At 67.0% G+C, this 21,316-nt stretch carries 12 protein-coding genes; 7 read left to right on the plus strand and 5 right to left on the minus strand.

Annotated features, from left to right (window positions below):
- The 3 genes from GW587_RS15850 to GW587_RS15860 all read right to left on the minus strand — a co-directional run bounded on the left by GW587_RS15850 (position 1) and on the right by GW587_RS15860 (position 7,845).
- Positions 1-3,903, minus strand: a complete 3,903-nt coding sequence (locus tag GW587_RS15850; protein WP_166104796.1) for an AAA family ATPase — start codon at positions 3,901-3,903, stop codon at positions 1-3.
- Positions 3,900-5,126: an exonuclease SbcCD subunit D C-terminal domain-containing protein gene (locus tag GW587_RS15855; protein ID WP_166104800.1), complete on the minus strand. Its 1,227-nt coding sequence runs from the start codon at positions 5,124-5,126 to the stop codon at positions 3,900-3,902. Before GW587_RS15855 ends, GW587_RS15850 begins: the two co-directional genes overlap by 4 nt.
- Before the next feature lie 73 nt (positions 5,127-5,199).
- Positions 5,200-7,845 carry a sensor domain-containing diguanylate cyclase gene (locus GW587_RS15860; protein ID WP_166104803.1) on the minus strand — a complete coding sequence of 882 codons (2,646 nt, stop codon included), beginning with the start codon at positions 7,843-7,845 and terminating at the stop codon, positions 5,200-5,202.
- Positions 7,846-7,966: 121 nt separating this feature from the next.
- On the opposite strand from GW587_RS15860, the gene GW587_RS15865 reads away from it, so the two are divergent.
- The 7 genes from GW587_RS15865 to clpB all read left to right on the plus strand — a co-directional run bounded on the left by GW587_RS15865 (position 7,967) and on the right by clpB (position 19,478).
- Positions 7,967-9,202, plus strand: a complete 1,236-nt coding sequence (locus GW587_RS15865) for a winged helix-turn-helix domain-containing protein (RefSeq protein WP_166104805.1) — start codon at positions 7,967-7,969, stop codon at positions 9,200-9,202.
- Entirely contained in the window at positions 9,199-10,188 is a 990-nt protein-coding gene (locus tag GW587_RS15870) for a DUF2804 domain-containing protein (protein WP_166104808.1), read from the plus strand. The genes GW587_RS15865 and GW587_RS15870 overlap by 4 nt, the downstream gene beginning before the upstream one ends.
- 16 nt (positions 10,189-10,204) lie before the next feature.
- A complete protein-coding gene (locus GW587_RS15875; RefSeq protein ID WP_166104811.1) occupies positions 10,205-12,625 on the plus strand; it encodes a bifunctional acetate--CoA ligase family protein/GNAT family N-acetyltransferase in 2,421 nt (806 codons plus the stop codon).
- Between the two features lie 159 nt (positions 12,626-12,784).
- Positions 12,785-13,492 carry a hypothetical protein gene (locus GW587_RS15880; RefSeq protein ID WP_166104813.1) on the plus strand — a complete coding sequence of 236 codons (708 nt, stop codon included), beginning with the start codon at positions 12,785-12,787 and terminating at the stop codon, positions 13,490-13,492.
- A gap of 78 nt (positions 13,493-13,570) precedes the next feature.
- Positions 13,571-16,369 (plus strand): DUF349 domain-containing protein, encoded by a 2,799-nt coding sequence (locus tag GW587_RS15885; RefSeq protein ID WP_166104816.1) that lies wholly within the window; start codon positions 13,571-13,573, stop codon positions 16,367-16,369.
- Complete coding sequence (locus GW587_RS15890) at positions 16,366-16,821, plus strand: molybdenum cofactor biosynthesis protein MoaE (RefSeq protein ID WP_166104819.1); 456 nt, start codon at positions 16,366-16,368, stop codon at positions 16,819-16,821. The genes GW587_RS15885 and GW587_RS15890 overlap by 4 nt, the downstream gene beginning before the upstream one ends.
- Before the next feature lie 56 nt (positions 16,822-16,877).
- On the plus strand, positions 16,878-19,478 hold the full coding sequence (gene clpB / locus GW587_RS15895; protein WP_166104822.1) for an ATP-dependent chaperone ClpB: 2,601 nt from the start codon (positions 16,878-16,880) through the stop codon (positions 19,476-19,478).
- On the opposite strand, the gene GW587_RS15900 is transcribed toward clpB, so the two are convergent.
- Positions 19,479-20,402, minus strand: coding sequence for a GGDEF domain-containing protein (locus GW587_RS15900; protein ID WP_166104824.1), 924 nt, complete (start codon positions 20,400-20,402; stop codon positions 19,479-19,481).
- 97 nt (positions 20,403-20,499) lie between these two features.
- Positions 20,500-21,294, minus strand: coding sequence for an AraC family transcriptional regulator (locus GW587_RS15905; protein ID WP_166104827.1), 795 nt, complete (start codon positions 21,292-21,294; stop codon positions 20,500-20,502).
- Positions 21,295-21,316: the final 22 nt, after the last annotated feature.

The following is a 21,316-nucleotide window of genomic DNA, read 5'->3' on the forward strand; positions in this document are numbered from 1 at the left end:
CTATTGCACAGTGACGGCGCTCTTGCCGCCGGCCGATGGTTGCACCAGGATCTTGGTGGAGATCCGTTCGGTCATCTCCTGGACGTGGGAGATGACGCCAACCTTGCGGCCCATCGCTTGCAGCCCGTCCAGCGCGTCCATGGCGACGCGCAGCGTTTCCGCATCCAGGCTGCCGAAGCCTTCGTCGATGAACAGCGATTCGACCCGCACCCGGTTGGAGGACAGCGAGGCAAGTCCCAGCGCCAGCGCGAGCGAGACCAGGAACGATTCGCCGCCGGAGAGCGAGTGCACCGAGCGCATTTCGCCGCCCATGTCCTGGTCGCGCACCAGCAGCGCGAGCGAGGGATTGGCGGGGTTGTTGATGCGTTCCAGCTGATAGCGGCGGGCGAGGTGGTTGAGGTGGGCGTTGGCGTAGCCCAGCAGGACGTCCAGCGTGAATTGCTGGGCGTAGTTGCGGAATTTCTTGCCGTCGGCGGAGCCTATCAGGTCGCTCATGCGCGACCAGCGTTGTTCGATCGCTTCCTGGCGTTCGATTTCGGCCAGCATGGATTTCGATTGGTGGCGCTTGGCGTTGTCCTGGGCTAGCGTCAGTTGCAGCGCGGTCGAGGCGTCGTGGGCGGTTTTGCGTTCGGCCAGCAGGGCGTTCAGGGCGGCGGCCACCAGGGCGATTTGCTCGGCGGCGGACGGAGGTGTGCTTGCTGCGTCGCCGCTAGCGGCAGGCTGCGGGCCATCGGCGGCTGCGTCGGCTGGTTGCGCGTCGCCTGCGGCTGCCGCGTTGTCTGTTTGCGTGTTGGCGGTCGGGGCGGCGTCGGAGGGCGCGCGGGTTGGTGGCGCGGAGCGTTGGTGTTGGGCGCGTTGGCGTTGGCGCTCGGTCAGCACCGTGGCGGCGTTGTCGGCGGCGCGGGCGATGGCCTGGAGGGCGTTGCGCTCGGCGTCGATGTCGTCGACGGAGCGGGCCAGCAGCGCTTGCAGTTGTTCCAGGTCCTGCAGGCCGGTTTCGGGCTGGCGCTGCTGGAATGCGGCCAGCCAATCGGACAGCCTGGTCGCCGCCGTCGCCGCTGCGGCTTGCAGCGACACCAGGCGATTGCCGGCCTGCGCCAGTGCTTCGTCCAGCCGTGTGCGCGTTTGCGCCGCTTGTTGCGCTGCGGTCTGGCGCGTGGCCATCAGCGCGCGGGCGGTGTCGATGGCGGCCAGCAGTGCGCGTTCGACGTCGCGCACCTCTTTGCCGCCCCACATGTCCATGCGTCGCTGCTGGTTGTCCTTCAGCGCGGCTTCGGCGGCGCTGTGCGCGTTGCCGGCGTTGAGCGCGTCGAGGCTGGTGCGGGCCAGCGTTTCATTCAGCGCGTTCAACTCGGTGTCGAAGGCCGCCAACGACGCGGCGCGCACGTCGTAGGCCGCGCGTTGCGTCAGCCATTGCTTGCTCTCCGCCTGGCGCGCTTCGTAGAATCGGGCCGGGCCGGCTTTCCAGTCGTCTTTCCAGTCTTCGCTCGGAATGTCGCCGCCGCTGAAGGCCGCGTCGAGGTCGGACAGCAGGCCGCTCAGGGTCAGCGCCACTTCGATGCGCTGCTCTTCGAGCGATTTGTGCTCGGTGTTGGACAAGGCCAGCGCGGTCTGCGCTGCGGAGGCCACGCCTTGCAGGCGCGTGTGCTCCGCGGACGCCGCGTCGTAGGCCGTTTGCGCCTGATCGCGCTTGACGCGGGCGGCGTGCAACGCGCGCTCCTGCCGTTCGACGCTTTGCAACGCGGCCTGCGTCTCGTTCAGCTGCGCGATGAACCATGCGGCGCGCTCCGGCTCCGGCGGCAGCGGACCTGCCGCCAGCGCTTGGCCGCTCCATGCCGTCGCGGCGCGTTCCAGCGCTTGCTGCACGGCGCGATTTTCGATCGCCAATATGTTCTGTTGTTCCAGGCTGGCCTGCATCGTTGCGCGATGCGTGGCCTGCAGTTTGAAGTTGTTCTCCATCTGCGCGCGGCAGCGGGCGACTTCGGATTGCAGCTCGCCCAGCATCGCTTGCAGCCCGCCGTCGTTGTGGCGGTACGGATGATCCTTTGCGCCGCAGACCGGGCAGGGCGTGTCGTCCTCCAGTGTCTCGCGCAGCGATTCGACGCTGGCGGCACACGCGGCTTCCGCCAGCTTGAGCGAACGTTCGGCTTGCGACAACGAGGCGGTGGCGGCGATGCCTTCCTGCTGCGCCGTCGCCAATTGCGTCTCGGCCGATGCGGTGGTCTGCCGCAGCTGCGCAGATTGCGTCGCTATCTGGTCGCTGCGGTGCTGGCGCGATTCCAGCTCCAGCCATATTTTCTCCGCGCCGGCGAGCAGGTCGCGGCGCTGTTCGAGGCTGCTGCGCGATGCCTGCAACTGTTCGGCGGAATAGGCCGCCATTTCCTGCGTCGCCTGCTGGCGCTGGTGAGCCAGGGTTTGCAGCGCGGCGGCGGCGGCGGCCAATCGCGCGCTGGCGTCGGCCTCGTCGTCGCGATGCGCCTTGGCGTTGCGTTGCACCCGCGCCAGCGCGGACGCCAGCTTCTCGGCCTTGGCCGATTCCTGGCCGGCCTGCACGAACAGCACGTCCCAGCGATCCCACGATTGCGCCAGCGTCTTCCACTGCTTGTGCTGTTTCAGCCAGTTGATGCCGGCCTCCTGTTGCGCCGCCAGCTTGCGGTGCTCGTCCTGACGCGCTTGCAGCGCGGCCTTGGCGTCGGCGTCCGCGTGGTCCGCTTTTTCAAGCGCGGCGGCGGTTTGACGGTAGGCCGGCAGCATCGCTTCGATGCGCGCGTCCAGCGCCTTGGCCTGGTCCAGCAACGGCGCCGCCGCGCGTTGGGCCGCTTCCGCTTCCTGCACGCCGGTGGCGGCTTGCGTTTGCGCGGTGTGGGCCTGATCCAGCGCCAGCGCGGCTTGCTGCGCGGCCTCCGTGCTGGCGATGATCGCCGCCTGCGTCTGCGCGATGTCGGCGTCGATGCGGCGGATGTCTTCAGCCAGCTGGCGCGCCGGTTGCACCGCGTCGTTCAGCGCCAGCGCTGCGCGGCGCGGTGCGGCGGCGTCGATGTCGGCCAATGCGGCCTGGCTGGCCTGGTGCGCGGCCTGTTCTTCCTGCGCCAGTCTTTCCGCTTGCTGGTGCCAGCGCAGCTCCTGTTCCAGCTCCGCCTTGCGCTGCTCCAGCGCTTGCAGCGCGTCGGCGGCGGCGGCGTTTTGCGCTTCCAGTTCGGCGCGCTGTTCGCCGCTGAGTGGTTTCTGGTCGGCCAGGCGCAGGTTCAGTCGTTGCAGCGCCGCTTGTTCCAGCTTGGCGCGCTCGAAGGCGCGGACCGAGATCTCGGAATAGATGGTGCTGCCGGTCAGCGTCTCCAGCAGTTCGCCGCGCTCGTTGTCTTCGGATTTGAGGAAGGCCGAGAACTCGTTCTGCGCCAGCAGCACCGCGCGTGTGAACTGCTCGAACGACAGTCCGATGCGTTTTTCGATTTCGGCTTTCACTTCGGTCTTGGTGCCGCCCAGCGGTTGCAGCGCGGGCAGCAGGAGCAGCGACATTTGTGTCGGCTGCAGCGCGCCTTCGGCCTTGGTGCGCGAGCGGCGTACGCTCCAGCGCGCGCGGTATGAAGCGCCGTCGTTGCCGACGAAGTCCACCTCCGCATAGCCTTCGGCCGTGCCCCGGCGCAGCAGTGTGCGCGGGTCTTGCGCGGAGATGGTTTCGTTGCCGACGTCGGCGAGGTAGCTGCGGCCGGCCACGCGCAACAGGCGCGGCGTGTCGTCGTACAGCGCCAGGCACAGGGCATCCAGCAAGGTGCTCTTGCCGGCGCCGGTCGGGCCGCTGATGGCGAACAGGCCGGTGGAGGCCAAGGGCTCCTGTTCGAAGTCCACGCTGAATTCGTCCGCCAGCGAGGCCAGGTTTTTACCGCCGATTTTCAGGATTCTCATGGCAGCATCAACTCCGCAAAGGCGGTCAGCGTGTCGGCCGGCGCGTCGTTGCCGAAGCGCTGCTGATATAGCTGCCGGAAGATGTCGTCCGGCTTGAGCTTTTCCAGTTGGTCGAGCGTCATCACGTCGGTGTCGATGGACGAGGCGCGCGCCGGGCTGGAGGTTTCGATTTTCGCCAGCCGTACCGGCTTGCCGTCCAGCGCCGTTTCGATGCGCGAGCGCAGGCCCGGCTCGGGCGCGTCGAGCAGCACCCGCACTTCGAGGAATGGTTGCTGTTCGTGCGGAGATTCGGGCACCAGCAGCAGCGCCAGTTCCTCCAGCACCTGCGCCAGCGGCGCCGGCCTGGCCGGAATCCGCAGCAGCTCGACCGCGCGCGGCACCATCAGCGGCGTGATCTCGCGCACGGCGGCACCGTCGATGTCGATGCGCAGGATCTGGTGCTGGTAGCCCACCTCGGCGAACGACAGCGGAATCGGGCTGCCGCAGTAGCGGATGTGCTGCTGCTTGCCGACCGCCTGCGCCAGGTGCAAATGGCCCAGCGCGGCGTAGGCGATGGCCGGATCGAAGATCCCGGCCGGCAGCATCTCGGTGCCGCCGATGACGATGCGGCGTTCGGAGTCGTTGGACATCTGGCCGTCCACCATGTGGCAGTGGCCCATCGCCAGGATCGCCTGTCCGTCCTGGCGCTTGCTCAAGGCCAGTTCCAGCGCCTGTTTATACAGCAGGGCGATGCCGGCCAGGTAGGGATCGGCGCCTTCCTCGACCTCCGCGCGCGGCACGTCGCCGGGACGCAGGAAGGGCACGGCCAGGCACCAGGCTTCGATCGCGCCACCGCGGCCGGTCAACGGCAGCACCAGCGATGCGACATCGATCTCGCCGTCGGCGTTGCGCTGCACCGCGCCGACCACGCGCGTGCCGTGCGCCTCCAGCAGCGGTCCCGGCGCCTCCAGCCGGCCCGGCGAATCGTGGTTGCCGGCGATGACGATCAGGTTCAGATGCGGCGCGCGCTCCCTGGCCTGCTGTAAAAAGCGGTACAACTGCCGTTGCGAGGCCGACGAGGGATTGGCGTTGTCGAAGATGTCGCCGGCGATCAGCAGCGCGTCGGCCTGTTCGGCGGCGACGGTGTCGAGCAGCCAGTCGAGGAAGCGCTGGTGTTCGTAGTGACGCTCGAAATTATGCAGGGATTGGCCGAGATGCCAGTCGGAGGTGTGCAGCAGACGCATGAAGATAATGTAAAACAGCCGGGAAGCGCTCAATATAGCGCAAACCGGCTCCGCGCGAGTTGATTAAAAACGATCAGGCGGCATTGCTGGCGTGCTGCGGCTGCTGTTTCAGCGCCGCGCCGGCGCGGAAGGTGTTGCGGCCAGCCTGCTTGGCCTCGTACAGCAGCACGTCGGCGCGGTTCAGCAGCTCGGCCGGGCTGACGTCCTCGCCGCGATAGTAGGTCAGGCCGATGCTGGCCGAGATCGACACCACCGTGCCGTCCAGATCGAATTCGGTTTGCATCGCGGCGACGATCTTGGCCGCCAGCGCCGCCGCGTCGTCGATGCGGTGCATGCGCTCCATGATGATGGTGAACTCGTCGCCGCCGAGACGGGCGATGGTGTCGCTGGCGCGCATGGTGTGCGTCAGGCGCGCCGAGAAGGCCTTCAGCAGCGAGTCGCCGACGCTGTGGCCGTAGGTGTCGTTGACCGGCTTGAAGCGGTCGATATCCATGTACATCACCGCCATCAGGCCGCCGCTCTCGCGGGTGGCCGCCATGGTGTCGTGCAGTTTTTGCAGGAAGCCGGCACGGTTGGTCAGCCCGGTCAGCGCGTCGAGCTGCGACAGCCGCAGCAGCCGCAGCTTTTCACGCTTTTGCGCCGTGATGTCCTGCCGCATGACGTGGAAGCCGATCACCGGGCCGCCTTCCTCATCCAGTTGCGGAATGTAGACCACTTCGAAGGTGCGTTCGATGTCGGCGCTGGTGTCGTCCTCTTCGAAGGTCAATGTCTCGCCGGCCAGCGCGCGCAGGATGTAGGGTTCGAGGAAGGCGTGGCGGGCGTCGCCGACGGTGTCGCGGATGGTATGGCCCAGCACAGCGGCGCCGCTGCTGTGGAATTCACGTTCGTAGGCGAGGTTGTGGAAGCGGTACACCTGTTCGGCATCGATGTAGGCCACCATCGCCGGCAGCGTGTCGGCGATGGTGCGCAGCCGCGCCTCGCTCTCACGCAGCGCATTGACGGATTTGCGGATGTGCGTGATGTCGTCGACGGTGCCGACGTAGCCGTAGACCTTACCGTCGACCATCATCGCGGCGATCTTGAACGAGACCCAGATGATCATTCCGTCCGGGTGCACGCATCGCAGCGTGTCCTGGTAGGGCAGGCGGGTCTGCGCCATATGGCTCAGGGCCGCCTTGAGCACGGCGCGGTCGCTCGGATGGACGGCGCGCATCCAGGCGTCGCCCAGCGCCTCCTCGCGCGTCAGGCCGGTGATGAATTCGAAGGTGCGGTTGACGTAGGTGCAGTGGCCGGTGGCGTCGGCGCGCAGCAGGCCCAGTGGCGATGCGTCGTTGACGGCGGCCAGCTCCGCCTGGTTCTTGCGCATCGCCAGCTCGGCCTCCTTGCGCGGCGTGATGTCGCGCACCGTCACGGCCACGCCGTCGGTGATCGGCACCACCTGCTGCCGCAGCCAGTGGACATCGCGGTCGGGCAGGAAGTCGACCGGGAACTCATCCTCCTCCGGCAGGCCGGTGGCCAGCACCTGCTTGTACTTTTCGAGGAATCCGCTGCCGTGCAAATTCGGCATGACCTCGATCATGCGCTTGCCGTGGATCTCGTCGCGGCTGGCGCCGAGCAGCGAGGCGCCGCGCTCGTTCAGGTCGGCGATGGTGAAATCGACGACCTCGCTGCTGGTCCCGCGTAAGCGGCAGGCCTTGAACAGATAGACCGCGTCCAGGCTGGCGTCGGTGGCGGCGCGCAGCATCAGCTGCGCCTCGATGATCATGCGCGCGCTGCGGCGCAGGCGGTACGCCTGCTGCATCAGCAGGCCGACGAACAGGATCACCACCAGCGAGGCCACCATCACCGCCGCGTAGTACAGCATGCGCCGGTGCTGGAAGCGCGCCATCGCGACGGCGGTCGGATCGCCCACCACCGCCATCAGCTGGAAGCGCGGCATGTCGGCGTAGCCGTAGACGCGGTCGATGGCGTCGAACGGCCGCTTCAGCAGCAGTTCGTCGGCCGGTTGCGTGGAGCTGGCCTGGGCCACGTTGAAGTCGATCGCGTCGCTGATGATCAACTGGTCGTCGATGCGGGCGGTGGACATGCCGTTCTCGCGGCTGAGCAGCATCACCGCGCCGCCGGCGTCGACCGTCAGCCGGTCGTAGTCGTCGACGAAGTAGGCCGGGTCCATCCACACCACGATCACGCCGGCGAATCCGCCGTCGGCGCGGTTCAGCCGGCGCGAGATCTGGATATGCCATTTCTTGGTGCGGCTGTCGACCACCGGCGTGGCCACCAGCGCGCGGTCGACCGGATGGGCGGCGTGGCTCTGGAAGAAGGCGGCCTGCCGCATGTCCGGCGCGAAGTAGCCATTCAGGCTGTCGATGACGCGGCCGTCGGGGCCGAGGATGGCCAGCGGCAGATCGAGCTTGGTCGGCAGCAGCGAATCGAGCAGGCCGTTCTTGCGGGTGAATTCGGCCAGCCGCAGCGCGCCGCCGGTCTCTTCGAATTTGAGTTTGAACAGCTGCGTGGCGTGGTCGGTCTGGCGCAGCAGATGGTTGGCGTGTTCGGCCAGCGTGCGCGCCAGCGACTGGCTGCGCTGCACCGCTTCGTGGCGGGCGGTCATCTTCTCCTGCCGCACCTGGTAGGTGACGGCGGCCCACATGATGGCCAGCAGCGCCACTCCGAACGACGGCAGCAGCATGGCACGGTATAGTCGGCGTAGGATATCCAGCATCGGCAATGTCCAAGGATCATCGGAGTTGATGTGTGGATATTCTGCACGGTTTGCGACTGGCCGGGTAAAAAATCATACTTCATACACAGACAATGTTGATTTCCTTATTAGAATAGCGGTCATGACCGAATTGACCCTGAGCCTGACCGCCGCGCGGGCCTTGCACCTCGCCGCGCAAGGGCTGTTGCAGCCGCGCCGCCGCAAGGCGCGCCAACCCGATGTGCTGGACGCGATCCGCCAGATGGGCGTGCTGCAAATCGATACCATTCATGTCGTCGCGCGCAGCCCCTACCTGGTGCTATGGAGCCGGCTGGGCGATTATCCGCAGCCGTGGCTGGAGCAGGCGCTGGCCGAAGGTGAATTATTTGAATACTGGGCGCACGAGGCCTGCTTCGTGCCGATCGAGGACTACGGCCTGTATCGCCACCGCATGCTCAATCCGGAGGCGATGGGCTGGAAGTATTCGGCCACCTGGATGAAGGAGCGCCGCGTCGAAGTCGATGCGGTGCTGGAGCACATCCGCGTCAACGGGCCGACCCGCTCGTCGGACTTCGAGCGCACCGACGGCCAGGCCGGAGGCTGGTGGAGCTGGAAGCCGGAGAAGCGTTCGCTGGAGGTGCTGTTCACCACCGGTGCGCTGATGATCGCGGCGCGCCACAACTTCCAGCGCATCTACGATCTGGCCGAACGGGTGCTGCCGGATTGGCACGACAGCCGCATGCCGGCCGACGACGAGATGCGGCGCGCGCTGGTGCTGAAGGCCGTCAAGGCGATGGGCTGCGCGCGCGGCGCCTGGATCAGCGACTACTTCCGCACCCGGCCGCCGCGCCTGGACCCGGAGACGCTGGTCGACGAGGGCCTGCTGCTGCGCGCCTGGGTCGACGATTGGGACGATCCGATCTACGTCCATCCCGACCACGCCGCGCTGCTGGACAGCGCCGCCGCCGGCGCGCTGGCGCCGACGCTGACCACCATCCTGTCGCCGTTCGATCCGGTGGTGTGGGACCGGCGTCGCGCCCTGGAGCTGTTCGGCTTCGACTACCGGCTTGAATGCTACACGCCGGCCGACAAGCGCCGCTACGGCTACTTCACACTGCCCATCCTGCGGCGCGGCGCGCTGGTGGGCCGGGTCGACGCCAAGGCGCACCGCCGCGAAGGCGTATTCGAATTGAAGTCGCTGGTGCTGGAGCCGGGCGTGCGGGTCAGCGACCGCTTCACGCGCGACATCGCCGGTGCGCTGCAACGGCTGGCCAACTGGCACGCCTGCCCGCAGATCCAGATCACGCAGGCGACGCCCGCCGGTTTCGCGCCGCTGTTGCAGGCCGCCCTCGGCGCGGCGGAACAGGATGCCGCATGACGCTGCCCGCAGCCCCCGCCAGCCTGCTCGGCCCCGACGGCCAGCCGCTGTTCGGCCGCTACGCCGGCCAGGTCGGCCGCATCGACTGGAGCGGACTGGCGGCGCCGTTCGCGCGCAGCCGCTTGTGGCGGCGCTTTCACCACAAGCGCTGGCACTACGTGGCGCTGGGCACCGAGCGCATCTTCTGCGCGGTGGCCATCGTCGATCTGGGCTGGACCAGCACCGCCTTCGCCTACGCCTTCGATCGCGGCGACGGCGACATGCTGGCCAACTTTTCGCAGGACGGCTTGCCGGGCATGTCGGCCAAGCTGGCCAACCACGCCGGCGAATCGAGCCTGTTCAAGACCCGCAAGAGCCGTATCGACATCGCCAGCCGGGGCGACGGCAGCTTCGCGCTGTCGCTGCGCTGCGACTACCTGGAGATCGACGCCGAATTCGGCCCCGGCGCCTCGCCGCTGCTGCTGGCGACCGGACCGGTGGCCAAAGGCTCGGTGCACGCGACGCAGAAATCGTCCGGCCTGCCGTTGAGCGGCGAGGTGCGCACCTGGCGCGAGGACTACGACCTGTCCGGCGGCGTCGCCAGCTTCGACTACTCCAACGGCCTGCTGGCGCGGAACACCGCCTGGCGCTGGGCTTCGGCGCATAATCTGGAGATGGGCTTCAATCTGCAGGCCGGCTATTTCGGCGGCCACGAGAACGCGCTGTGGCTCGACGGCGAGGTGCATGCGCTGGCGCCGGCCCATTTCTTGTACGATAACAGCGATCCGTTGGCGCCCTGGCATATCTTCACCGAGGACGATTTGCTGGAGCTGCACTTCACGCCGGAGGGCGCGCGCCGCGAGAACAAGAAGATGATGGTGGCGGCCAGCCGCTACCTGCAACCGATCGGCACCTTTTCGGGTTGGGTGCGCAGCGCGCCGGATCAGCCGAAACGCATCGTCACGCAGATGATCGGCGTGACCGAGGACCATTCATCACGCTGGTAGTTTGGAGAAGCAGGCAATGAGCATCAGGAATCTCGACCGTTTGTTTCAACCGCGCTCGGTGGCCGTGATCGGCGCATCGGACAACCCGCAGCGCATCGGCACACGCGTGCTGGCCAACCTGGCCGAGACCAGCTATATCAGCCAGGGCGGCATCGTCTGGCCGCTCAATCCCAAGCACCAGAGCTTGCGCGGCATGCCGTGCTACGCCAGGGTGTCGGCGCTGCCGGCCGCGCCGGACCTGGCGATCCTGTGCACGCCGCCGGGCACCATCCCCGGCCTGATCGCCGAACTGGGCGCGCGCGGCACCAAGGCCGCCATCGTCATGACGGCCGATCCCGATCCGGGCGCGGTCGGCGGGCGCGGCCTGCGCCAGGCCATGCTGGACGCGGCCAAACCGCACTTGCTGCGCATCCTCGGGCCGGGCAGCGTCGGGCTGCAATCGCCGGCGCTGGGCCTGAACGCCAGCTTCACCCATCTGGCGGCGGGCAGCGGCAAGCTGGCCTTCGTCTCGCAATCGGGCGCGCTGGCCACGGCGGTGCTGGACTGGGCCGGCATGCGCGGCATCGGCTTCTCGCGCGTGGTGGCGATGGGCGACACCGCCGACATCGACTTCGGCGACCTGCTCGATTACCTGGCCGCCGACGCCAACACCGAAGCGATCCTGCTCTGCATCGAAAACCTCAGCGGCGCGCGCAAGTTCATGTCGGCCGGACGGCTGGCGGCGCGCGGCAAGCCGGTGATCGTGCTGAAGGTCGGACGCGACGCGGCGCCCGGCGCCGACCTGGTGTTCGACGCCGCGATCCGCCGCGCCGGCATGTTGCGGGTCTACGCCACCGAGGATTTGTTCGACGCGGTCGAGACGCTGGCGCGGCGCCGTCCGCAGCGCGGCGAGCGGCTGGCGGTGCTGACCAACGGCGGCGGCCTGGGGCTGATCGCGGCCGATGCGCTGGAATGCAGCGGCGCGCAACTGGCGCCGCTGGCGGCCGACACCTTGCGCCGGCTGGCGCGCGCCGGCGCGCCGCAAGCCAATCCGGCCGACCTGCTGGCCGACGCGCCGGTCGAGCGCTACACCGCCGCCGTCGAGGCGCTGCTGCGCGAGCCGCAGGCCGACGCATTGCTGTTCCTGCACGCGCCGACGGCGATGGTGCCCAGCAGTCTGATCGCCGAAGCGGTGGCGCCGCTGATGCGCGCCGCGAACAAGAACGTGCTGTCCTGCTGGCTGGGCGGCAGCTCGGTGGCGGCGGCGCGCCAGGTGTTCGCCGACGCCGGCTTGCCGACCTACGACACGCCGGAAAAAGCGGTGCATGGTTTCCTGCAGATCGCCCAGTACCGCCGCAACCAGGATCTGCTGATGGAGGTGCCGGCCGGCTTGCCGACCACCGCCGCGCCGGGACGCGCCGCCGCCCGGGCGCTGGTGCAGGCGGCGCTGGCCGCCGGCCGCGTCGACCTGTCCGACGGCGACACGCGCGCGCTGCTGGCCGCCTACGGCATCGCGCTGGCGACGCCGCAACAGGCGGCGCTGACCGGCCAGACGCTGGCGGCGGCGCGGATCCAGATCGCCGCCGATCCGGTGTTCGGACCGGTGGTGTTCTTCGGCCAGGGCGGCATCGCGGCCGAGGTGGCGGCCGACCGCGCCGCCGGCCTGCCGCCGCTGAACATGACGCTGGCGCGCGACCTGGTCGGCCGCACCCGCGTGTCGCGCCTGATGGCGCAGGGCCAGACCGCCGCCGACGCCGACGCGGTCAGCCGCACGCTGGTGCAGGTGGCCGACATGGCGGCCGACCTGCCGGAGCTGGCCGAACTCGATCTCAATCCGCTGATCGCCATCGGCGGCGGCGTGGTGGCGCTGGGCGCGCGCCTGCAACTGGCGAAAGTGCAAAAGTACAGCAAAGGCGGCCGCCAGCTGGCGATCCGGCCGTATCCGCAGGAACTGGAGCAGACCGTGGACTGGCGCGGCGGCAAGATCCTGCTGCGTCCGATCCGGCCGGAGGATGGCGCGCAGCATCAGGTGTTCTTCAGCGCGCTGGATCCGGACGATATCCGGCTGCGCTTTTTCTCCGCCATGCGCGAGCTGCCGCCGGCGCAGCTGGCGCGGCTGACGCAGATCGATTACGACCGCGCCATGGCCTTCATCGCCACCCGTCCCGGCCCCGATGGCCAGCCGGAGACGCTGGGCGTGGTGCGCGCGGTGGCCGATCCGGACAACCAATCGGCCGAGTTCGCGATCATCGTGCGATCCGATCTGAAAGGGCAGGGACTGGGCTATGTGTTGTTCCAGAAACTGGTGGATTATTTCCGTGGCCACGGCACCGGCGAAATTATCGGCGATGCCTTGTCGGAAAACCTGGGGGTGCAAAAGCTGGTGCGCCATTTCGGCGGCGTGGTGTTGCCGCACCCGGAAGCGGGAATGGTGCGTTTGCAGCTGCCTTTGCGATAGCAATCCGGGCGCACTTGATATATATTTAACCCATAATTAAACAACATCTACGCTGGGCCGGTTTGTTCTAGCTCAAAGCGCGTCTGTCGGCTTTATTTACACTTTTACTTCCGCTTGCCGCCCCACGGGGCGTGCACAACTTCAGCTTGGGGAGTCAGAATGTTAACTGCGACATATACATTGGTGGCCCTGTCGGTAGAGCAGTCCAGCATTCGCTTGAGTTTGCTATCTTTTCAGAAATATGTGCGCTCGACGCTGATGCAGCAGAACACCATGACCCTGTCGCAGCTGGAATATGCCTGCGAGAACCTCGACAGCCTGTACGAAGCGTGCCGCTGGCGCAAGACCGAGATGTATCTGATCCCGGCGCTGGTGGGCGTGACCGAACGCGCCGATCAATTGTTGGAAGAACTCAATCGTCTGAACCAGTCGGCGCTGATGTCGATCCGGCTGCTGCAGGAAAAGCTGGGCATGCTGGCCGACGTGCGCGACGAGCAGGTGCGCCTGATCTGCGACAGCATTGAAAACTTTTGCGCCGCGCTGCTGAAGCGGCTGGAAAAAGAGGAGCAGGAATTGTTTGCGATCGCGCGCGCCGCGATCGCCGGGGAAACCTGGTTCTCGATCGCCAACCAGCTGATGATGCACGATAAGCACCTGGTTGAAATGAAGCGCTCGGCCCAGGACTCGGCCGACGGGGCGCGCTCGCCGGTGCGGCGGCGCGCCGCCGCCATGCCGGCGCCTGACGACGCACAGATTTCCATTCCCGGCTTGCAGGTTTTGCCGATAGTAAGCATCGAAGACGCCGCCACGCCGGCCGTGTCGCGCAGCGCGCGGCAACAGGCGCACGGCGATGCCATGTTGAAATAACCGCTCGAATAGCAGACGCCTCGGGCAAAATCCCCTCGCTTTGCTATGATGGTGGTTTTAGCCATCTCATAGCGCACAATGTTCGATTTCCTCTTTAAGCGTGCCGCCGACCAGCAGCCCGATCCGCAAGCAGCACCGGCGACCCCGGACACGGGCGCCGCGGCCGCCGCATCGGCCAGCCGTCGCGATGAACAGACGCGGGTCGCCAACGGCCTGGCCGGCAACGAGGCGGGCGCCGTCGAGCTGATCCTGCGCAGCGAATTCGCTGGCGTGCGCTTGGCCGCCGCCGAGCATGTGGTGTCGCAGCCCTATCTGGAACAGGTGCAGCAGGCGATGCGCAACACGGACCGCCGCGTTGCCAAGCTGATGCAGGGCCGCCTGGATGCGATCCGCTATCAGCAGACGGAGCAACAAAAAGCACAGGCGTGCCTGGATCATGCGCAACGGTTGTTGCAGGATGAAAAGCTGACGCCGAACCAGGTGGCGGAATTGGATCGCGAGTGGAAGCTGGTCGCGGATGCGCCGTCGCTGATCGCGCCGTTCGAGGCGGCGCGCGCGGCGCTGGCGGCGCGGCTGGAGGCGCAGGTCAAGTTACAGCGCACGATCATCGATGCGATGGCGGCGGTGCGTCAGTTGCCGGGCTCGGCATCGCGCGAAGAGGCTGGGCAGGCGCTGGAGCGTTATACCGCAGCGCATGCCGATTATCAGCAGGCGCCGGAACACAATGCCTTGCCGCGCCACTTGCTGCGGGATTATGCCGAGGCGCTGGAACAGGCGCGCGCCGCGCTGGCGGCTCCGGTCAAGCCGGCGGTCGAGGCGGCAGGAGCCGTCGCCGCCGCCGCCGGGCCTGGTCCGGCAGTTGCGTCGGCGGCGACCAATGCCGACGATTCGGTTGGTGCGGTCGATGCGGCGCATCCCGCTGGCTCGGCCGCGGCTGATCCGGCGGCGGCCCTCGCAACCGGCGCAGCGACGGCGTCCGACGCCGAGTCCGCATCCGCGCCGGGCGCGCCCGCTCGCGCGCCGCAGAAGCCCGCCAAGCAAGCCGCCGCGCCCAAGGAAACCGACAAGAAATTCCTGGAAACCCTGGACGCGCTGGAAGCCGCTTTGGAGCACGGCCTGCTGCACGCCGCCGCCGAACACGACAAATGGCTGAAGGAACACAAAACCCGTCTGACGCACGCCCAGACCGAGCGCCTGACCCACGTCCGCGCCGAGCTGAAGCGCCTGGGCGACTGGGCGCGCTGGGGCGGCAACGTCTCGCGCGAGGAATTGGTCAAGGCGGTGGAGGAACTGCCGGCGCTGGGCCTGGCGATGAGCGAGCTGGCCAAGAAGGTCGGCAGCATGCGCGAGCGCTGGAAGTCGCTGGACGCGGTCTCCGGTCACGCGCCGAAGAGCCTGTGGGAACGCTTCGACACGGCCTGCACCACCGCCTACGCGCCGGCCGCCGCTCACTTCAAGCAACTGGCCGATGAACGTCATGCCAACGCCGCCAAGGCGCAAGCCTTGCTGGCCGAGACCCAGGCCATGGCCGCCGCCGCCGCGACCAGTGAGGCCGATCTGAAGAACGTGGCCGCCGCCGGCCAGCGTTTGCGCCAGGTGTGGGGCCGACTTGGCACCATCGACCGCAAGGAGAAGCGCAAGCTGGACCAGGCGTTCGACAAGGCCTTGTCGCAGATGCTGGCGCCGCTGTCCGAGCAGCGCAAGATCGAGACCGCCAAGCGCGAGCAATTGATCGCCGAGGCGGAGGCCTTGCAGCCGTCCGAGCGGCATACGCTGGACAAGTTGCGTCATCTGCAGGAGCGTTGGCAGGAGCAGGCCAAGGCGCTGCCGCTGGAGCGCAAGGCTGAGCAGGCGCTGTGGCAACGGTTCCGCGCGGCTTGCGACGCAATTTTCGCGAAGCGCAAGGAAACTGCGCATGCCGCCGATCATGAGCGCAAGTCGCATCTGCATGCGCGTGAGGCGTTGTGCAAGGAGTTGGAAGAGGCGGTCTTCAGCGGCGACGACAAGGCGCAGCTGGCCGGCATCGCGCAGAAGCTGCGGGATGCGGCGACTGCCTGGCACGCCATCGGTGCTGTGCCGCGCGCGGCGGAGCCCAAGATTAATCAGCGGTATCACAACGCCGTCGCCGCCGTGCAGGCGCAGGCCGATACGATCAAGCGTCGCGCCGGCGCCGCGCAAGCGAACGCGCTGCGCGACAAGCTGCGGCTGTGCCAGGCGCTGGAAAGCGCGATCGGCGCCAAGCCGTTCGGCGCTGCGACCGGCACCGCAGCCGGCAACGGCGCCGCCGATGCGATCGGCACTGACGCGGCTGGCACGGCAGCCGACGTCGCAGCCGGCAACGGCGCCGCCGGCGCAGCTGCTGACGGCGCGACCGGCAAAGGCGCCGGCTTGTCCGCCACAGCGGCCGACGCCGCGGTCGGCGAAGGGGCGGCTGGCGCGGCAAGCGACGGCGCCGCCGTTGGTGCGGCAACGGATGCCGCCGGCTGGCTGGCGCGCTGGGCGGCACTGCCGGTGCTCGGCGGCGAGTATGAGCGCGCGCTGAAGGGCCGCTTCGATGCCGCACTGGCCGCGCTGGACGGCGCGGACGGCAAGCGCGTCGCCTACGCCGAGCAACTGGAGCGCAACCGCGCCAAGCTGCTGGACGAAGTGTTGCGTCTGGAAATCGTGGCCGGCGTCGACAGCGGCGCCGAGTTCGCCCGGGAACGCCTGAAGATGCAGGTCGAAGTGCTGCAATCGTCGCTGAAATCCGGCCAGAAGCCGCAGACCGCCAGCGCCGCCTACCTGCAACTGTGCGCGATGCCGGCCCTGGCCGACGCCCGCACCACCAGCCGCATCGAGCAGCTGTTCCGTCGTATCGGCGCCGCGGAGCGGGCATGAGCGTCCGCATCCAGGCTGAAGACTTCGACTTGAGCACCGAAGTCGCCCAGTTGCGCGCCGCCAACCCCAAGGTTGGCGCCATCGTCACCTTCCTGGGCACGGTGCGCGACCTGAACGACGGCACCAGCGTGGCCGAAATGGAACTGGAGCACTATCCCGGCATGACCGAGCAATCGATCGGCGCCATCATCGAGCAGGCCAAACAGCGCTGGCCGGTGTCCGGCGCGCTGGTGATCCACCGTATCGGCCCGCTCAAGCCGATGGAGCAGATCGTGCTGGTGGCGGTGATGGGCGCACATCGCGGCGAAACCTTCGCCGCCTGCGAGTTCATCATCGATTACCTGAAGACCGAAGCCCCGTTCTGGAAAAAAGAGCACACCCCGGCCGGCGCGCGCTGGGTCGACGCCCGCGTCAGCGACGACGCGGCGTTGCAAAAGTGGAACGCTCCTTGAAAAACTGCCCGCTTGGCACTATGTATGCGATAAGTTAAATCTATCGGAGCAACACCATGCGGCAAGACAAACTCACCACCAAACTCCAGGAAGCCCTGTCGGACTCGCAGAGTCTGGCAGTGGGCAACGACAACCAATATATCGAACCGGTGCACCTGCTGACCGCCCTGATCGACCAGGAAGACGGCAGCGCGCGCTCGCTATTACAGCGCGCCGGCGTCAACGTCGGCGGCTTGAGCAAGGCCCTGAAAGGCGCGCTGGAAAGATTGCCTAAAGTCTCAGGCACCGGCGGCGACACCCAGGCCAGCCGCGAGCTGGTCAATGTGCTGAACCTGGCCGACAAGGAAGCGCAAAAGCGCGTCGACCAGTTCATCTCCAGCGAAATGGTGCTGCTGGCGCTGGCCGACGACAAGTCGGAAGCCGGCAAGCTGTCGCGTGAAAACGGCCTGTCCCGCAAGTCGCTGGAGTCGGCCATCGACACCGTGCGCGGCGGCGCCAAGGTCGACACGCAGGAGGCCGAAGGCCAACGCGAAGCCCTGAAGAAATACACGCTGGACCTGACCGAGCGCGCCCGCGCCGGCAAGCTCGACCCGGTCATCGGCCGCGACGACGAGATCCGCCGCGCCATCCAGGTGTTGCAGCGCCGCTCCAAGAACAATCCCGTGCTGATCGGCGAACCCGGCGTCGGCAAGACCGCCATCGTCGAAGGCCTGGCGCAGCGCATCGTCAACGGCGAGGTGCCGGAGTCGCTCAAGGGCAAGCGCGTGCTGGCGCTGGACATGGCGGCGCTGGTCGCCGGCGCCAAGTATCGCGGCGAGTTCGAGGAGCGCCTGAAATCGGTGCTGAAAGAGCTGGCCATGGACGAAGGCCAGACCATCGTCTTCATCGACGAGATGCATACAATGGTCGGCGCCGGCAAGGCCGAGGGCGCGATGGACGCGGGCAATATGCTGAAGCCGGCGCTGGCGCGCGGCGAACTGCACTGCGTCGGGGCCACCACCCTCGACGAATACCGCAAATACATCGAGAAGGACGCCGCGCTGGAGCGCCGCTTCCAGAAAATCATCGTCGACGAGCCGACCGTGGAGGCGACCATCGCCATCCTGCGCGGCTTGCAGGACAAGTATGAGCTGCACCACAAGGTCGCCATCTCCGACGCCGCCATCATCGCGGCGGCCGAGCTGTCGCACCGCTACATCACCGACCGCTTCCTGCCGGACAAGGCGATCGACCTGATCGACGAGGCGGCGGCCAAGATCAAGATCGAGATCGATTCCAAGCCCGAGGTCATGGACAAGCTGGAACGCCGGCTGATCCAGCTGAAGATCGAGAAGGAAGCCGTCAAGAAGGAAAAGGACGAGGGCTCGCGCCGTCGCCTGGAACTGATCGACGAGGAGATCGTGCGCCTGCAACGCGAGCTGAACGACTTCGAGGAAATCCTCAAGGCCGAGAAAGCGGTGGTGCAGGGCAGTACCCACATCAAGGAAGAGATCGAACGCATCAAGCTGCAAATGGAGCAGGCCACGCGCGAAAGCAATTGGCAGCGCGTGTCTGAGCTGCAATACGGCCGCCTGCCCGAGCTGGAGGCCGAGCTGAAGCAGGCCGAGACCGCGTCGGCCAACGGCGTGTCGCTGGAAAAGAACACGCCGCCGAAGCAGCGCCTGCTGCGCACCGAAGTCGGCGCTGAGGAAATCGCCGAAGTGGTGTCGCGCGCGACCGGGATTCCGGTGTCGCGCATGATGCAGGGCGAGCGCGACAAGCTGCTGCATATCGAGGAGAAGCTGCATGAGCGGGTGGTCGGCCAGGATGAGGCGATCGCCGCCGTGTCGGACGCGATCCGCCGTTCGCGCGCCGGGCTGTCGGATCCGAATCGTCCGTATGGTTCCTTCATGTTCCTCGGGCCTACGGGCGTCGGCAAGACCGAGTTGTCGAAGGCCCTGGCCGGTTTCCTGTTCGATACCGAGGAGTCGATGATCCGCATCGACATGAGCGAATTCATGGAGAAGCATTCGGTGGCCCGCCTGATCGGCGCGCCGCCGGGCTATGTCGGTTACGACGAGGGCGGCTACCTGACCGAGGCGGTGCGCCGCAAGCCGTACAGCGTGATCCTGCTCGACGAGGTGGAGAAGGCGCATCCGGACGTGTTCAACGTGCTGTTGCAGGCGCTGGACGATGGCCGCATGACCGACGGCCAGGGCCGCACGGTGGACTTCAAGAACACCGTCATCATCATGACCTCCAACCTCGGCTCGCACAAGATCCAGGCGATGGAGGAGTCGGATCCGGGCGTGGTCAAGCTGGCGGTGATGGCCGAGGTGCGCAACCACTTCCGGCCGGAATTCATCAACCGCATCGATGAAATCGTCGTGTTCCACGGCCTCGATGAGAAGAACATCGGCGCCATCGCCAAGATCCAGCTGGCGATCCTGGAGCAACGCCTGGCCAAGATGGAGATGACGCTGACGATGACCGACGCGGCGCTGCACAAGATCGCCGAGGCGGGCTACGATCCGGTGTATGGCGCGCGGCCGTTGAAGCGGGCGATCCAGCAGCAGATCGAAAATCCGCTGTCCAAGCTGATCTTGTCGGGCCGCTTCGGGCCGAAGGACACCATTCAGGTGGACACCGGCGCCAACGGCGAGTTGACCTTCGGCTAGCTAGCAGTGGTGGACGATGCGGTTGCGCCCGTCGTGTTTGGCGCGGTACAGCGCGTCGTCCGCCCGTTTCAGCACATCTTCGTAGGACCGGTCGTCCGGTTCCATTTCGCTCAGGCCGCCGCTGATGGTGGCGCCGTCGCCCAGCGTGCCCAGTGCGCGCAGATGGTCGGCGATGCGCTGGCGCAGCCGCTCGGCGATCGGCAGCGCGTGCTCGCAGCTGGTGTGCGGCATCAGGATCACGAACTCATCGCCGCCCAGCCGCGCCGGGAAATCGGTGATGCGCAATTCATCGCGGCACACCTCGGCGGTGGCGATGATCGCCTTGTCGCCGGCCAGATGGCCGTAGACGTCGTTGATGTTCTTGAAGTTGTCGATGTCGAAGATCAGCACCGAGGTCGGCGTCTTGTAGCGGGCGTACAGATCGTAGTGTTCGGTCAGCGCCGCCATCAGCTTGCGCCGGTTGGCCAGGCTGGTCAGCGAATCGGTCTCGCTCTGCGTGCGCAGCAAGGTTTCCAGTTTTTTGCTGGCGGTGATGTTGCTGGCCACCCATAACACCGCATCCTCGCCCTGCACCGGGTAGCCCAGCGCCTGCACCCGGCCTTCGAACCAGATCGTCTCGTCCGGTCCTTCGCCGTCTTCCATGCCTTTAATATCATTGCGATGCAGCGCGTACTCGACCACGTGCAGGCGGTCGGCCGTCAGCGCGGCGGCGATTTGCTGGCCGAACCAGGCGGCCTTGTCCGCATTGAGCACGTCGCCGATGGATTTGCCGACCAGACCGCTGCCATCGTGGTAGTAGCGCGAGTCGGTGCCGCCGAAGATGGCCGCATAACGGCCGCTGCGCGTGAGGATGAATGCCGGGTCGGGCAGGGCCGCCAGCAATGCCGCGATTTGTTCAGTTGAAAAAAGCGACAGGTCCGTCATGCGATATCGTTGTTCTGTTTGATGAGTTTCCACTAATGTACCGTACTTTCGTCCAAGACAACGTTAACGGCACAAATTTCAGAAACTTAACGAACTATCACTGTTGCTGTCCAAAAAACATTGATGGCGAGCAGCCGAAGGTCTTCTTGAACATCGCCGAGAAAGCCGACTGGCTGGCGTAACCGAGCTGCGCCGCCACCTGCGACAGTGGCAGGCCGCGCGAGATCAGCGGCGCCGCGTGCGCCAGGCGCACCTGCTGGCGCCAGTGGCCGAAGCTCATGCCAAGCTCGCGCTCGAACAGCCGCGCCAACGTGCGCTCCGAGGCGCCGACCTGGCCGGCCCAGTGCGCCAGCGTCTGCTCGGCGCCGGGATCGGCGATCAAGGCGTCGCACAGCGCCTTGAGGCGCTTGTCCGCTGGCAGCGGTACGCGGATCGGGCGCACCGCGCAGCGCGGCACCTCGTCCAGGATCATTTCCACCAGCAGTTGTTCGCGGTTGGATTGCTCGTTCTGGTCGTGCTGTTCCAGCGTGGCGACCAGCTCGCGCAGCAGCGCCGACACCTGCAACACCTTGCAGTCGGTGCCGGGGAAGGGCGATCGGCTGGCGTGCACCCACACCGGCCTCAGCCGGACATTCTCCAGCATCGTCACCTCGTGCTCCACCTCCGGCGGGATCCAGATCGCCCGCTGCGGCGGCACGATCCAGCTGCTGCGGTTGGCGGTGACGCGGATGACGCCCTGCTTGATATAAGTAAACTGGCCATAAGGATGGTGGTGCGATAGCAACGTCGCGTCGGCCGGCAAGTCGCGTCCGGACATCGTCAGCGGACGCGACGGCGACGGGTGATTGGCGTGGGCGTTGATCTGCGTATGCGTGACGACGGGAATGGACATGGCGTGAAATCGATAAATTATG

This window comes from Duganella aceris (assembly GCF_011090165.1).
GTDB lineage: Bacteria > Pseudomonadota > Gammaproteobacteria > Burkholderiales > Burkholderiaceae_D > Rugamonas > Rugamonas aceris.